The 15,124-nt window shown below is 57.1% G+C and carries 12 protein-coding genes; 4 read left to right on the top strand and 8 right to left on the bottom strand.

Annotated features, from left to right (window positions below; all coding sequences use genetic code 11):
• The first annotated feature begins 1,587 nt into the window (after nucleotides 1-1,587).
• Both OVA13_RS11825 and OVA13_RS11820 read left to right on the top strand, forming a co-directional pair.
• Nucleotides 1,588-2,208 (top strand): aKG-HExxH-type peptide beta-hydroxylase, encoded by a 621-nt coding sequence (locus OVA13_RS11825; protein WP_267790679.1) that lies wholly within the window; start codon nucleotides 1,588-1,590, stop codon nucleotides 2,206-2,208.
• The gene (locus tag OVA13_RS11820) at nucleotides 2,192-3,280 is read left to right on the top strand and encodes a hypothetical protein (RefSeq protein WP_267790678.1); all 1,089 of its coding nucleotides are present in this window, start codon (nucleotides 2,192-2,194) and stop codon (nucleotides 3,278-3,280) included. Before OVA13_RS11825 ends, OVA13_RS11820 begins: the two co-directional genes overlap by 17 nt.
• Before the next feature lie 767 nt (nucleotides 3,281-4,047).
• Here OVA13_RS11820 and OVA13_RS11815 read toward each other — a convergent pair.
• The 8 genes from OVA13_RS11815 to OVA13_RS11780 form a co-directional block, all read right to left on the bottom strand.
• On the bottom strand, nucleotides 4,048-4,986 hold the full coding sequence (locus OVA13_RS11815; RefSeq protein WP_267790677.1) for a hypothetical protein: 939 nt from the start codon (nucleotides 4,984-4,986) through the stop codon (nucleotides 4,048-4,050).
• A gap of 1,218 nt (nucleotides 4,987-6,204) precedes the next feature.
• Entirely contained in the window at nucleotides 6,205-7,440 is a 1,236-nt protein-coding gene (locus tag OVA13_RS11810; RefSeq protein WP_267790676.1) for an HNH endonuclease, read from the bottom strand.
• A gap of 546 nt (nucleotides 7,441-7,986) precedes the next feature.
• Nucleotides 7,987-8,952: an SOS response-associated peptidase family protein gene (locus OVA13_RS11805; RefSeq protein WP_267790675.1), complete on the bottom strand. Its 966-nt coding sequence runs from the start codon at nucleotides 8,950-8,952 to the stop codon at nucleotides 7,987-7,989.
• A gap of 47 nt (nucleotides 8,953-8,999) precedes the next feature.
• Complete coding sequence (locus OVA13_RS11800; protein WP_267790674.1) at nucleotides 9,000-9,233, bottom strand: hypothetical protein; 234 nt, start codon at nucleotides 9,231-9,233, stop codon at nucleotides 9,000-9,002.
• A 1,031-nt stretch (nucleotides 9,234-10,264) separates the two neighbouring features.
• A complete protein-coding gene (locus tag OVA13_RS11795; protein ID WP_267790673.1) occupies nucleotides 10,265-11,467 on the bottom strand; it encodes a hypothetical protein in 1,203 nt (400 codons plus the stop codon).
• Nucleotides 11,468-11,631: 164 nt separating this feature from the next.
• Nucleotides 11,632-11,847: a hypothetical protein gene (locus OVA13_RS11790; protein ID WP_267790672.1), complete on the bottom strand. Its 216-nt coding sequence runs from the start codon at nucleotides 11,845-11,847 to the stop codon at nucleotides 11,632-11,634.
• A 157-nt stretch (nucleotides 11,848-12,004) separates the two neighbouring features.
• Nucleotides 12,005-12,514 carry a hypothetical protein gene (locus OVA13_RS11785; protein ID WP_267790671.1) on the bottom strand — a complete coding sequence of 170 codons (510 nt, stop codon included), beginning with the start codon at nucleotides 12,512-12,514 and terminating at the stop codon, nucleotides 12,005-12,007.
• A gap of 11 nt (nucleotides 12,515-12,525) precedes the next feature.
• Nucleotides 12,526-12,960, bottom strand: a complete 435-nt coding sequence (locus OVA13_RS11780; RefSeq protein WP_267790670.1) for a hypothetical protein — start codon at nucleotides 12,958-12,960, stop codon at nucleotides 12,526-12,528.
• A 164-nt stretch (nucleotides 12,961-13,124) separates the two neighbouring features.
• Between OVA13_RS11780 and OVA13_RS11775 the strand changes: the two genes are divergently transcribed.
• Nucleotides 13,125-13,451: a helix-turn-helix domain-containing protein gene (locus OVA13_RS11775; RefSeq protein WP_267790669.1), complete on the top strand. Its 327-nt coding sequence runs from the start codon at nucleotides 13,125-13,127 to the stop codon at nucleotides 13,449-13,451.
• 92 nt (nucleotides 13,452-13,543) lie between these two features.
• Nucleotides 13,544-15,124: a hypothetical protein gene (locus tag OVA13_RS11770; protein ID WP_267790668.1), complete on the top strand. Its 1,581-nt coding sequence runs from the start codon at nucleotides 13,544-13,546 to the stop codon at nucleotides 15,122-15,124.

Here is a 15,124-nt window from a genome sequence, read left to right as displayed (position 1 = left end):
GTCCCTAGATAGAGTGCAGATCGTTCTGCATGGCGGGGAGCCTACTCTTGTCGGAGCTCGGCGCTTTGATGATTTGTGCCGCTATGCTGTATCGACTTTGGCGCCTCGACGAGTTGACATAGTGCTCCAGACGAACGGAACGTTGCTCACACCTGCCTGGGCAACAATGCTGGCGCACCACAATGTGCATACAAGTGTCAGCGTAGATGGAACTCAGGCGTCGCACGATTTGCATCGTGTAGACAAGCGAGGGAACGGCAGCTATGCAAGTGTGGCTAGGGGCGTCGAAGAGCTTAAGCGAGCTTCGGCCACTTTCAGTGCGCTATGCGTGATTCCTCTTGGAGAGAATCCCCATGAGGTCATGACTGCATTAAAGGGTATGGGATTTGAGTCAATAGATTTCTTGTTCCCAGACATGTCATATGAAGAACACTTGGCTGCGACGCGAGAATTCGGTGAGACCCCAGTCGCAGATTTTCTCATTCCGCTGCTAGATGAATGGATAGTTCGAGGAGACCTAAGCGGAGGGGTGAGAATACTCCGGCAAGTGGCAGAACTAGTGATGGGTGGTCGCTCAAGAGTAGACACCTTCGGCTCTGGATCTCTCCCTTACGTGTTCGTAGAAGCGGATGGAACCATCGAGGGGCTCGATGTGCTGAAGGTGTGTGAGAGCGGGCTGACTGCAACTTCTCTGAATGTTTCCCGCCATGGCTTTCACGACTACGTTCGTAGTGACTCCTTCTCCGCAATGGTGTCCCGAGGTGAACTGCCTTTGCCCGACGACTGTGTCGAGTGCAGCGAGAGTGCAACTTGCGCGGGCGGATACCTGCCGCATAGATACAGGAATGACGCGCGAGAGCGGGCTTCAAAGTTCAACCACTCGTCTATCTGGTGTAAGGACATAAAAGCTATATTCCATAGAGTGCGAGTGCTGCTTAGAGTCGATAGCAATGAAACCTTACGTAGGAGGTCAGCTCTTGAGCACATCAGGTCACAAAGGGGAGCGGGGTGACAATAACTATAGATGCCACACCAGACTGGCTTGGATGGGAGAAAGAGTTTAGTCAGTCTTTGGGTGAGCTAAGGTCCGCCTACTTTTCTCGTACGCGGCGAGGTCTTGGCATTGCGCTTGCAAATGCGTCTGCGCACGATGATTCATTAATAGGGCTTTGGCTTAGGCTAAGCGAAGACTCTATTCAAAGAGTGTCAACTTCGCCTTTGGCGTCATACTTTGCCTGGCATAACGTTCAACCATCAGAGTCAGCCGATTTCTTTCGCCGTGCAGTTCACGCAGAGCTTCGCGCTAGAGATGGTGTTGAATGTGCTGATCCCGAACTCGAGTTATGGACGGCACAGGGAGACTGGTTTGGAAAGGCTAAATCGCGGGCTCAGCTGTTTCCGGCTGATGATGCTCGCGATCAAATTGAGGCATCTTCGATCGGCTATGGACTGAGCGCTGACTTTAGGTCGCCAAACGCAACAGGGATTCTTCTTGAGGAGGACCACCCTCAGCTCACAAGCTCAGAACTGGAGCGTCATTTTCTGGAGGGTCGAGTCCATCTTCACACGCTAGCCGAGGAGTCGGAGGTGGTTGCTAAGCTGGCGGAAGCACTGCGGCGCATACACAGAGTTGATAAGCATATAGGTGAGACAGTCACGAGTTTCACGCTTTCCCTCGTTGTGCGAAATGATCCGCGGCAGCCATCCAGATTTACTTCTGGATCGACAGGGCAGTATGTTGGAAGAACTTGTCTCACCAACGTACTTGCGCCAGGAGTCGACCTGGCAGTGCTTGCGGATGCTCTCGTTCACGAGAGCATCCACTCCGTCCTGTATATGCAGGAGAAGATGGCTCCTTGGGTCACCGATGCAGACGTCTACTCGGGCGTCGGATATGGCGCTGTCTCACCCTGGTCAGGAAGAACGCTAACGCCCCGGCAGTTCATGCAGGCATGCTTCGTTTGGTTCGGTTTGTATAAATTCTGGACAATGCCAGGGGCTGTGAAGGAGTTCGGAAATGAGCGCGCCGCTGCCATGGCCTGGGATGCAAGAAAAGGTTTCTATCGTTCCGATCTTGTGGGGCTCACCTCTTCGTGGAGGCATTTGACTGACCCTATACTTATCGATTGTATATACGCCATGCAGAAGATGGTAATGAAATCGGATTATCCCGCGCTAGTTGAAGGCATCCGTGAAAGGCGCGCCTAGCAATGGCGAGGTCGCCTCGCAGATACTAGCGGTATTGAGCGGGCACGAAAGCGATACATTCCACGCTACGCTACTATCTCGTCGGCGAAGATACATTGGCGAGCGATTGGCCGCTCTTCTGACATTGGAAAAGGGATTTGTAGATCTCATCCTGGCCGCACCCGCTACTCAGGTTACTAGGGTTCTTGAGGCGCCGCAGACGTGGGAAGTGTTCGTGCTGCGGGAGCCAGCACAGCAGCTTCGCTGGCTAGATCGTTGCCTGCACGTGGAGGCAGTTTTAGCGTCCAAGGATCCTGCAGAGCATGAATCAGTGGTTGGCTCTGAGAGCTTTAGTGGGCTGGCCCTAGCAAACTGGACCGCGCTAGGCGACGCGGCCTTGCTGGAAGGGAAGGCGTTATTTTTGCCAAGGTTGAATGCCGGCTGTGTAGTAGACGGCCTGAGTACTTACGCCACCGGTCCATTATCGCAGGTGCGTGGTGGCCATCAAGCATGGTCGCCAGGAGAATTCGGTGTTGTCCTGAGCCTCATCGTGAAAGCCGCCGCGCTGGTCGAGTCTGGCCTTGAGGGGCATGCTAGTGTCTTCCGGAGCTTTACACGCTCCGTGGTCGTTCGGAGTGATCCCGCAAGCCCTTCTTTTAGGTCATCTTCGACGCCGGTGGCGAATGGAATGACCGTTCTACATAACCCAAGTTCTGCGTATCCAGAAGCGATCTATGATGCTCTCATTCATGAGGCAGTTCACTCTATGCTTGATATTGTTGAGCTTGAGACGCCGCTTACCACTTCTGCTTCACAGGAGCGGGTAATAAGATCTCCATGGACCGGTCAGATGTTGTCGCTTCGCACGTATGTGCATGCGGTGATGATCTGGTATGCGTTGGCTAAAGGTGCCGCGCATCTGGTGTGTGAGGGTCGTCGCGGAGGCGAGCTTCTCGACCGGAGTGCTAAAGGATTCGGGGCGGACGTGATCGCTGTTATAGGAAAGCGTCACATCGAGCTGACGGAGCTAGCGCAAGAGGTTCTGTGTGCGATCAGGGATGCTACCGAACGCTCAATCGGGCATCGAGCGTAAGTTTCTCAATAGCCACTCCAATGGCCGCTAATTCTTGCATGTGCGAAATGCTATTGCTTCCTACAATCGGAGTTATGCCAGATTGGATGGCCATAATCAGATATGCGGTGGCCCTGCTGATACTGTGGTCAGCTGCAGCATTCAGTATGGGTGAGCAGAGTTGCACTGCCTCCCACTGATGAAAAAGTCCATACCCCTGATATGTGATGGATTCCTGGAGGCAAAGCGCGCGTGCTGCCTTATCCCAAGCGTTTGCTAGATCGCAACGATTCTGCACAATCGAGATCCGGCCGATCGTTCTGGTGATGGCCGAAATCTCCTTGGCGCTGACGTTACACACGCCCACGGCGCCCACAATGCCTACTTCTTTTAGGGTGTGCATCGCCTCTAGGCGCATAGAATCGACACGGCCGATTCGCTCGCCTTCGATGGAGTGAAGGAGGTACGCATCAATATATGGGCGTAAAAGATTGCGAACTGATACACCGATTGACTGACCTATCTGCACTCCAGGAGATGCGAGTGGATCATATGGCACTCGAATATGATGCCCCTTCGTGGTTGTGAACTTTGTCTGTAGGTATGGCTTTGCGCCAGCATATGTCGCCAGAGCCCTACCGACTTCTCGCTCTTCGTAGTACGGAAGCTGATTTGCGGTGTCTAAGCCGGAAATGCCCGCGTTCAGTGCGGCACTAGTGAGTGCCATAGTCCTTGGCCCATAGCCGGCGGTTCCGTATATGATCAGCGGCGGCTTCATCATTGCAAACTTAAGCTTCCATGGCGCTGGCAAATCTGTTGATGAGTTGGTTCCACGCTCTAGCTGGGCAGAATCCCGGCGATGTCGCCAGGATCCATCGGCTTACATAAACTCCTGACCTTGATAGTGTATCTGCGATCCGGTCGATTGATCGAAAGGCAGAATCTAGGCTGAAGTTCTTATCAAGCTGATCTTTGCTTCTTCCATCAAAGTAATTTACGAAGTAGTCAAGATCAATATGGCCTATCAGTTCCTGGGAGGGGGATACATCGAGCAGCCACTGCAAATCATTAGACCGGGCATATGTATAGGGGTCGTCACCACTCCGGGCTTTCTGCATCTCCACGCTTATTTGCTGGATGCCGCGGAGGTCGCTTGACTCGGACGTCGACGGCGTCGCGCGGTAGGTTTTTACCCCCTCGGTGGGAACTGAGGTGACGTGCATAACTGTGAAGCTGGACAGATCATGAAAGAATGGCGTGAAGAAATTGCCTATGCCTACAGTCCCGTTTTCGATAGCTCGCTGCCAGCAATCGGTGCGTAAGACTGAGAATCTCTGTCCATCGATTAGGCTGCGTAGGCTGCCTGAATCGCGCCATAGGGGGGCAGGCATGATGTCGACGTGAGCGTCAAAATGCAGGATTGTGAGACGATTTCCGCTCTCGATCCGGGCGCGCTTGGCTATGTAGAAGCCTGACCAGCTGTCCTCAAAGGATAGATCATAGCCACCTAGTTCCATGTGGAACTGCGAGACGCCACTTATGCTTCTTTCGCATCCGAATGTTTCAGCGAAGTCCAGTAGTTCGTGGTCAATATCGAGGTGGCTGAAAGATGGTCCTTTTATTATAAGAGATCGGTCTTCCCAATCGAAGTTAAGAATCAGGTTTCTGAAGTATCTCTTGCATCGAGTTGCGAGCTCGGCTCTTTCGCTTCGTTCGATCTCGGGCAATAAGATGCGCATTATGATTGCGTCTAGAGTGTTGGCCGGATGAGAGTTGCGGGAAGCTCGCTGGATGAGGTTTGGTACTTTGCTTTTTAATGACAGAGCACTAAAGCTATGGCGCTAATCATACTGCAGAATGTTTCTAGAACTGTTAGTAATTCCCATGCGCGAACGCCGTCCCACAGGCTGCTTTGCGGACTACGTATCGGGTGGGTCTTGAGTCTCCAGACCTATGTGCCGCGTTCTTGCAGGTCTGGGCTGACGTTCGCACGACTGTGGTAGCCGAGCGGGGAGGACGAGGATCAGCCTCATCTGCGCTGAATCGCCGACCCTTGCAGTTCTGATGCCTGGGTCGCAAACGCTGGGGTGATCGGAACACCTGGCCGAACAAGGATTTCCGCGCGGGGCGTCGCTGCCCTGCCGTGAGGTAAGTGGCCGGTAAGCCGGACGGATGAGATGCGCTAGGCTGGCTGGGACGCTGCCTGGGCGACGCCGACGGCCGAACGCTCGGCGCACGACTAAGTGCGACCGGAAGCACGGTAGTCCGCCTAAGGCTGTTGCTGCTGCGCAACGTCGGCGGGAGCTGCGTCGCCCCGCTCAGTCATGTAGAAAAACTCTGTCGGTATGTAATCGACCAGGAACTGGTGTTCCGAGCCAGAATGCGCGAGATCCATCAGGTAAGCCGCACGCGCGTCTCCTGCCGGAAACTCGAACTTCGTCAGAACTTCGGTGCTATCGGTTCGCATAAGAGGTACGCCCAATAGTGTGGCCTTTGCGCATACCCGCAGCTCCTTCGCACCCGCAGCTCCTGCAGCGCATCCCGAGCCGATAGTTCTAGATCGCCCCACCACGCGTCATCCGCGTGCCCACCGGAGCTGTAGTGTAGGGCGTTGCCGAAGCGGTTCACGTGATCGAGAAGCCGCTGGCGAACTGGTATGAAGTGCATCTCCACCTCCCGGTCTTGCGTCCGGACAGTGAATCTCACAACCTGGTTCGAGTTGGAGAACGTCCGTTCCAGTCCCTTGAACAGCTTGTGAACCTGCCACCCTCTCTTGAGGGCAGCTGTGACCTCATCGCTTGCCTGGACATAGGACTGGAGGCGCGCCTCAGCACCCATTCGGATCTCCAGGGCAGCGTAAAGTAGGCTTGCCCTGGATCCGCTTGCCAAGAGCTCACCAGCTCGATCAGCGAACGCGCCGGTCCAGGTTGAATAGGTGGCCCCAGTCACCATCCGCATCGACTCCGATGCCAGTCCAGAGCGCTGGCGCTGACTCTTTGGCTATCCAGGATCGGTTCGCCCAGCTGCCGTCCATCGAGCATCGCATACTCGGTCTCAGTCAGCCCTGGACATACTCTGACCGTCATTGTTGCTGACTCGACCGCGATCAGGCCGAGGTCAAACAGCGTATGGATGTCCGCACGCAGGAGCAGGCCGTTGTTAACCACGTTGGTGTGGTCGCCCTTGTAAGGGTGAACGTGGGCGGCCTCGAGGATCGCCGGAATGGTGCAGCCGGTGATGGCGCAGGCACCTGAGTAGGCCTTTAGCAGTGCCTCGCGGAAATTCCTCTGGCCCCGACGCCGCACGATTGCCGCCAAGACTCGACTGCGGGCGTCATCGACGCTGTGTGCGTCAAACACGCCTGCATTCTCTTCCGCGGCCGAAATGGCCTTGACGGCTTCTGCTACCGGATCACTGATCCGTCGCACCATCATACCGTTGGAGTTTGTCGCCGACGCGTCGGGGTATATCTCCCATACGCCGTGCTCGTGTGGGTCGTAGAGCTCAAAGAGCACCCCGGGACCACTGCCGACCTTGAACAACCTGTCGTAAGAGCTCCCTGCGTCGGTGCGGCGAGGAACGTGGTTGTGGTGATAGGAGGTGCGGGAGGGAGAATTCACGGAAAGGAAGGCCAGGTCAGCTTGAACGTTGGCGACCTTGTAGTCAGGCTTCCGGGAAAGAATGAGGTCGCGGACCTGTTGCGGAGTGGCCCTGCCGCCTAGGTCTTGGACGGCCTGTAGCGCCAACTCCCAGGTTCTGCTTGGGGTGGTACGGGGTGGGACCTGGGTTGCCTGCCTCTTCAATGTGAATGTGGCGGGCATGGAGCCGGCGTGCCCTTGGTACTCAAATACACCCTCGTAGACGAAACCGGCTCCTGGATACTGCACCTTGCTCTCCCGGTAAAACAGGAGCAGCTCGTATCTCGTGCTGGCGTGGTCTGTCAGCCAGTGGTCCGTTCGGCCGCTGGTCTGCCCCTCCATGGTCAGCGTGTCGCCATCCAGAAGGTCGTGATACTGCGTGCGATCGGACGTCTTCTCCTTGGTCACGAACAGCCAGATCGAACTGTAACCCTTGGGTTTGAAGATGCCGTTGTTGATGCTGGCATCGGTGATGTCGAACTTGGCTTTAAGTTCGGCACGCGTGTACACCTCGCCGACGACTAGATGCTGGGATGACTTCAAGGTTGTCCTTCCTTTGGCGTGGCGGGCGGCAGCATTCTTCGGAGGGAGTCGCGAAGTGCATAAGTTACGCCGATGCACACCGATAGCCCGTTTATGTGAGAAGAGTACGACCGATCCTAAGCGCGCCACAGCCGCCTGCGTGCACCCTACAGCTCAGTACAGCGAGGTGTAGCCTGTATGGAGTTGGTTCTGGTCGACGTGCAATTCGGACCGTTCGGGTACGAGTTCTTGTTCCGTTTCTAGGACTTCCAGTGCATTAACGAGGATTATGCGCGACTGCTTTGAACATCCGACCCTGGCAGTACGAATGTCAGGAGTCATGGTTGCGAGTCGTCGTGAAAACATTACGGATCAAGCACTTCCGACCACCGACAGCTCGGGGGGAGTCGCCTTAAGGCGCTAGTAAGCCGGTGGGGTAGTGCGCCCCAAGCGCACCAATCGCCGCCTGCCGGCTTCCTGTGTCGGCACTGGCTTCCGGTCGTCCCGACTGAAAGGAGCGCCCCAGGTAAGCACTGGTTGCGTTCTAGCGGCTGTTCGCAGGGGTGTTCAAGCCGCCTTTTCCACTTGATGCTCGTAGTACGCAGTTGGCCGATCATCAAGGATCGCCTGTAGCTCTGCCGGGGACCGTCCCTCCGGGGTCAACCATGCGTCGATGTGCTCGGTCTTGATCTGGATGATGGTGCGGTCGTGTCCAGCTGCCGCAACTTCGGGGGTGGGGTCGTCGGTGATAGCGGCAAAGGACAGCAAGTGCCCATCACCGTCCGGGGACTCGTTCCACAGGCAGGCGATGACCATGTCCTGTTCTGGCTTGGGCCGGAATTCCAGCACCACGTTCTCGGATGATTCCCCTTCGGCCAGCGCCCGGTGCTCCATCAGGTGGCGCTCGACGTTTTCATAGAAGGCCGTCACCACGATGATGCCGTGCTTATGCCCGAACAGGTCCGACCACGTCTTCGGGATGTTGTCGCGTCGGGCGTTATAGGTCCCCGGATACTTCCGTTCCACCGCTTCGTTCCAGCCCGGCAGCCGGCACTGGTAGCGCATAGGCTTGATGACCTTCCGGCCACCTTCCATGACGATCACCGGGGCGTAGTTCCCGGGGAAGAACCGGGCATCCCGGGCCTTGGGCTCGGTACGCTGCAGGTCATCAAGGTCCAGCTTGATCTTGCTGATCTTGTCGGTGGCAATCCGGACGTCTTCCTGAGCCTTCTTGGTGGTCTTAGTCAGCAATGACCGTTCGGCGTCGCCCAAGCGCTTCTTCTGCTTGAACAATTCCTGCTGCAGTTCGGTTTCACGTGCCGCGCGCTGGGTAAGCAATTCCTGCCAGATACGCTGGGCTTCGGGTTCGGGTCGATCCCGGAGCCAATCTTCCATGGCTTTGGGGCGACGCTTCTTCTTGGCCCGATCCGGGGCAGACCACACATTGATGGCGAATTCTTCAAGGCTCATCGTCGCCCCGAAGTGCCGGACGTACTTGTCGTAGTCGGCTTGGATCATCGCTGAATAGCACATGGGGGGGTATCCCTTGGGCTGGCCTGCTGACTATACCGGGCCGAACGTTAGCCGTTGGCCGGCAATGGCAGTGTAAAACCGTCTGTCAGGATGACCAGGGACTCCAGCTTAGCGAACACGTGCAAGTGGTCCTCGGGTGCGGTCAGGTCAAGGATGCCGTTGGCTTCAGCTGCAAAGGCTTCTTGCCGGTCGGCCGGCTGGACCGTTTCGTACATGGATGGCAAGCCGGCCCTGATAGCAGTCACCAGCGCTTCGATCTCGGACAAGGTTAGGTAGGTCATGCGCCCATCTTCCGGGTGCCGATCTCAGTGGGTGAGATGGCGCGATCCAAACTGGTCCGCATGGAAGATGAACCCATGCAGTGGACCCACTTGGAACGCTACGACCAGCATTGGCTGAAGATCGATGGTCGGGAAGTTGCCCTGATTTCCAAGCGTGTCCCCGGTGACTGGCTGGTGCACGTCAACCGGCACAGGGAATGGGAGCCGGGGATGCGCTGTTGCGGTGTTTCCCCCACGGTGCCCCACGGCAAAAAGATGGCCGAACGATGGGCCCGGGTGAACTTGGTGCGCTTGCGGGCCGAGATCGCAGCCTTGCCTCGAAGGGCTGGGCTGCCCACGCTGTCAGTGGGTGAACCTAGGGTGCGGGTTGCTGAGCCACCCGAGTCACCCAAGGAGCCCAGCAAGCCAAAGCGACGCAAGCGACGCCGGTAGAATTTAGGACGTGACAGACAACGCCGTAGGTGTAAGGCGAGACATGGCCTAGCACTTCATACAGGCAGGCTGATGGCGCAGGCAGCCTGACCGGCACAGGCTATAGGCGACGGTTCGCTTGACCTGCTGTCCCGGCACATCGTCCAAAGCGCGCTGCCACGCATGGGCTTTCATTGGAGTTGGCATGGGGTGGGAGCCGTCAGGCAATGCGCACCACCTTGCGGAACAGCTTTATACCTAGAACGAAACGGCGTGGCCCGTGAGGCTTACGCACATCACGCTGCATGCTCGCGCGCTGGAATTGTCCGAGCTGCTCCTAGGCGCGCTGGATGCGTTCCAGGGGGATTCAAACCGTGGGGCCGGAGTGGTTCGTGCAGGTGCGATAGTTGGCCTGCAGGACACAGGCACGCGATCCACCCCGAGGGGTCATCGGGGCCGAAGGCCACGGTGACACCGACAGGGTGAGTGGAAACGGGAAGGATGGAAAGCATCCCGGACGATGTCACGAATTTTGCTTTTTTATAGTTATTACGTTTCAAGTAATAAGTTATAAAAATATAGGATTCGTGACACGTTCCGGGATGGCTTGCAGGCTTGAACTAGCCCCGTTTCAGCCCATCCTCGGGACCAGCTTGCCGTCCCGCTTCGCGGTCCAGTCGTTCCCGTTCCCGTTGTCGGCGCTTCCGTTCCGTCGCATCACTGGTCTGCTTGGATGCCCTCGGCTCTTCACTCCCATACCGTGCGGTGAGCGCTGCCCCGATATCGGCCTGTAGCGTCTGGCAGGCCTCAATCACATGGCACTTTTGGCAAACGATCGATGCCGCCCGCTGGTTACCGAAGCATCCGGGCTTCGGCACCACGTCGCACGGCATTGGTTCGCCAAGCGCCCTCGGGTTGAATGGACGATGTTCGGCCAGCGCCTTGTCCACCTGCGCGTCACCGAAGCGCTCGCGAGCGATGGACTCCGGCATCGTCTTGTCGTTGGCAAGAATTGAGCCCAGCTTGAAGGTCGTCGGGTATTGCTTGATCTTGGCGACGAGATCATCGTGCGCAGCGACTTGTACGGGGTGTCCCCGATAATTTTCCGCCAGAAACACAGGATGCAGGACGCCTGGGCGATACTCCTTGAATGCGGCAAGTTCTACTCCTTTCTTGGCCGCACACTCCACGGCTTCGACTACGGGATCTCGCCAGATCTGATTCGGCGCAGGGCATCGCTGGTATCCCGCAGCAAAGCAATGGCCGAACGCCTGACGCAAGTAGTACCGATACGGCAGCCCGAGCAGGTCCGCGTGTTGTCGGGCCTGCCAAAGGGCGACGATCTCCCCATCCGGCCACGAGTGCAGGAACACGCGTGGATGCAACCACGTGTCTTTCGCCCAGTAGCGCTTCCGGTACTCGCGGTACAGTTCATCGAAGATGCGTCCGAACTCCTGCGTGCGCTGGTAGGGCGACAGCAGGCGATACGGAACGAACGCGGTCTCCATGAGGTCGGGTTCAGCATCAAAATGATGTGCCGGGACAACCGTCCTCGCCAGTACGAGTTCCTCCTTGGTGATCTCGCGTTCGTCGCCGGACTTGTAGGCTTTCCCAATCGCCAGAGCCTGTCGCCAGTGACGAGTATTCCGTTTCGGCTTTCGCTTGGCGCCCGTGCGACGCAATGCTGCAGTGAGCGGATATCCAGCCTTTGCATTGCGCTGTTGGCGCTCCTTGTAGGTGGATTGAGGGCCTCGCTTCTTGCGGGGGGACTTTCCGGGTGGCGCTGGCTGTTGGGCGGGTGGCGCCTGATGATCTTCTATCATGGGTACTCCTAAACTTGGGGTGCAGTCGACCTGCCGATGTGGTTACACATCAGGTCGATGGGTCTGTTGTTGGGGACGAGGTGTCCCGACAGGCGCCTATCGGGTCCACCACAAGGTCTAGTCACGGCCGGAGAACCAGGTGCTCCGACGTACTGCTCTGGCGTTTACACGGACTGCAACATCTCTTCCGAGTGCAGGGTTGCCATCGTTTCGATCGCCTGGCCGTCGCGTCTGGCGGCTTGAAAGCGTCCTGCCTTTATGTGCTCCATCATTCGCTTGAGCCTCGCCCGGGCCAGTTTTCTCAAAGCCGTAATTTCTTCACGCTCAAGCCGTGGCATTAGTAGGATCGGCCGGCGTTTTGGGGCTTTTATTTGCGTCATCTTGCGCTCCTTCGTTAGTTGAATGAGCACTAGTTATACGCAGCGATTGCGTGGGAGCTTTCGTGAAAATGAACGGGAGATTAACGTCAACTTAGCCACGCAAATCGTGACGCGGAGGTGGCCCTGCCCCGCAATCCGCACCTTCGGTTTTAGGTGGTTACGGTGTGCGCTGGCTCGCGTCGAGAAAGGAGACCAGCTTGCCGCGCTGGTCTGCCGTCAGGGTGTACTCGGTGCCGCAGACCCGGACTTCGATGGCATTGCTGCCGGCGAATTTGCTGACCTCGGCGAACGTTAGCTTTCTGGTGAACGAGGTGATGGCGTGGTTGCCACTGAAGAACGTTGGCATGGCGCTTTCGAGCGTCATGGGCTTGCCGTCGGAAAGAAGATCAACGCCCGTCCCCATGCACGCCCTATTGGTGCTCATGTTGTACGTGACCAGCATGTCCACGTTGAATTCGCTCTTGCTGCTGGCCGGGGCATCGCCCTGCACATTGGTTGTTAGCTCCAGATCGATTAGCGGGCTCATGCGATCCAGTTCCGACAAACGGATGGTCGTCTTGTAGTGGGTCGTGTCCTTGAAGCGGTCGTACTCACGCTTAAAGTTCTGTGCGGTCGCGACGCTGGGCGCGACGAGTAGGGCGAGTGTGCAGGCAATCATGGTGCGCACGGTGGTTCCCCTTAGAAGCCGGTCGGTGTGATCTGGTACAAGCCCTGCTGCGTGATGGACAGGCGCATTTTGGCTTGGCTGCCTGCTTCCATCGTGTGGGCGATTTCCCTTCGATGGGCCGCTTCGTTCGTCCACGAGCACACGCCACCCCCTGACGGCCCAGCCCCGATGACATGCTGACCTGGCGCAAGGTGTAGGGTCAGCGTTTCAGACGCCCGGAGGTGGGCGGCGACCACCCCATCTACATACAGGGCGATGGGGCAGGCTGCACCGAGTGCGCCCTGATCCCTGACTACGACCAGCTGCCCGCTGGGACCGTCGATGGGCTGGTTGTAGGCGAACACTCGATCAGCTGGGACCGGCTTGGCGTCGGTCAGGGCAACAGGGCTGGTGGCACAGGCTGCGGCCAGTACAGGTATCAAGCAGAACACGGCGAAACGCTTCATAGGTAGACCCCCTTGGTCGACGGATCAAGGGTTTAGCCGGTCGTCTATGCGTCCCCTTGCGACCGGTTGCACCCCATGGAATGCTATATACCGATACGGTAATGTATGTTACCAGCGGAGTACATGGGTCATGCTTTCAAAGGTTCACAGACCGTTACCTCCGCTTGTCCCACCCAGACTCAATTACGGCGACATTCGCCAAGCGCTTAAAGGAAGCCCGTGCAATGCGGGGTCTTTCCCAGCGCGCGCTGGGGGCGCTCGTGGATAAGGATCAGTCCAAGGACAAGGGCGCGGTTCGGGTCAATCGGTACGAACAGCAGGTCAACCGTGCTGACATGGAATCGGCAGCCGAGCTGGCGAAGGCCCTTGATGTGCCCGTCGCGTATCTGTTCGCCGATGACGATCAACTGGCCGAAGTAATTCTGGTATTCAGCAAATTGACTCCGACGGACCGCATGAAATTCTTGAGGTCGCTCAAGGGGTCGACTTAGAGCGCCCCCATATTCGATAGCCGCATCGTCAGGAGGAGCATGCCTTGCCTCAATTTTTGACTAGAAGTTCAGTGCGGCTGTTGGAAGCGAGCATGGACAGCTTGGCATGCGCAATTCAAGCGGCAGCGACACCTGCACGCCACGTTTCAAGGTCGCAAGATGCCAGCCATGCGGCGATCATAGGTATGGCAGCCACGGCTGCCGAGCAGGCGATCTCCTCCATCCTCGTACAGGTGGACGGTGACGAAGCAGTCCTGACGCCGGACGGAAAGTTTAAAACTGCCAGCCATGTCTTAGAGGATGTTACTCGGCTGCTGTCAGCGGCTCCCGTTGCACGGGCGACGTTCCTTACTGCGGGCGTTTCTGATCACGCCGTTCACAGGCGTGAACTACTGGGTTCAATATCCTCGTTCTCGCTATTGGTCAAGCAGCGTGCGGCAGCTTTGCACGGAGGTTACGGTGTCACTAAGGAGGTTGCAGATCACACTATTCACAAGGTTCACAGATTTCTGGCCCTCCTTGCTCAGTCGCAAAGAATAAAGCCGTATTTAGCTTCCTTACCGGATGTGTCTTCTGCGTATTCGGAGCCCTTTGTCATTCTGGATGACCTTGTGGCTAAGTTCCAGAAAGCTGGAACGCCTCAGCAGAAGGGGGCGATTCTTCGCCAACTGTTCTTGGTTCTTCCCAATATTCCTAGCAACGCGCCGGACTGGCTAGCGGCATTTGAAAGGGTGGTCGTGGTTCCCGTGGATGGTGACATCAGACTGCTTGTCACAACCCTGCAACAAGCTCAGCCGGCTAGGCTCGCCAGGCTAAGTGGTGGGGGTAGGGCGATTTCCGTAAGGATTACTCGAGAGCAGGCCGCCCTGCCTATCGAACTTCAGGCGCTACGCGCCGAGTTCCGAAACATCGAGGATCAGATCGGCGCCGATATCGCTATAGCAAACGGTCGTCTGAGCGATGGGCTGCTAGACCTTCCACCAGATAGAGTAATGGCTGGCCTGTTCGCCATGTCCGAGCGGAAACTGACTGAGGTTTTCGGAGTTGAGGATTTGACGGCGCACATGGCTTGGCCTTTCATAGCTGCGGCGGTCTCCACCACTGGCACTTCCCGTCCTTACTGGTTCTTGGTGCGCCGCGTGCGCGATCTTGGTCAGCTGCGTGCCCAGCTGCTTCGTGCTGCAGATGCTGGTTCGAGGCCTGCCCTGTCGCAAAAGTTGACTAGTGAAGTGGTTGCGGGCATCGATGCAATCGAACGACAAAGACAGCTGGCACCTAATGACCCGTTAGTTGCTGAGTGTCGTGAGCGCAATGAAGCGGCAATTGCGAAAGCCAGTCGTCTTCAAGAGGCTGTTGAGCGGGGGCTGGGCACCTCGCGTGAAATTTCGGCATTTGCTCGAGAGGCTGTGACTGACTTTGCCATCGGCTTTGGCAGTGCTTCCGAGGCATGGGCTGCAATCGAACAAGATGCTGCGTCGCAATCAGGTAACACTGCGGGCCTCAGAACATACTGGGCGCGAATGCTAGCGGAGGCAACAGCCGATCCAAACGATGTAACATTCCTAACAAACATCGTCCTTGATGCGGCTCTTTCCGGTGCTCACACGGCCGCACGGCAAGCACTTCGGCTGATCGACGCTATGAGGAATGGGCCGTCAATGGAGCTTGGCTAG

Origin of the sequence: Pseudoxanthomonas sp. SL93 (assembly GCF_026625825.1) — a bacterium.
Taxonomy (GTDB): domain Bacteria; phylum Pseudomonadota; class Gammaproteobacteria; order Xanthomonadales; family Xanthomonadaceae; genus Pseudoxanthomonas_A.
The sequence above is the reverse complement of the archived record's forward strand: the minus strand, read 5'-3'. Positions and strand labels throughout refer to the sequence as shown.

Coding starts and splice junctions, on each gene's coding strand:
- OVA13_RS11795 (WP_267790673.1), bottom strand. CDS start 11,467: ATGATAGAAGATCATCAGGCGCCACCCGCCCAACAGCCAGCGCCACCC.
- OVA13_RS11800 (WP_267790674.1), bottom strand. CDS start 9,233: ATGACCTACCTAACCTTGTCCGAGATCGAAGCGCTGGTGACTGCTATC.
- OVA13_RS11770 (WP_267790668.1), top strand. CDS start 13,544: ATGGACAGCTTGGCATGCGCAATTCAAGCGGCAGCGACACCTGCACGC.
- OVA13_RS11780 (WP_267790670.1), bottom strand. CDS start 12,960: ATGAAGCGTTTCGCCGTGTTCTGCTTGATACCTGTACTGGCCGCAGCC.
- OVA13_RS11805 (WP_267790675.1), bottom strand. CDS start 8,952: ATGTGCTATTCAGCGATGATCCAAGCCGACTACGACAAGTACGTCCGG.
- OVA13_RS11790 (WP_267790672.1), bottom strand. CDS start 11,847: ATGACGCAAATAAAAGCCCCAAAACGCCGGCCGATCCTACTAATGCCA.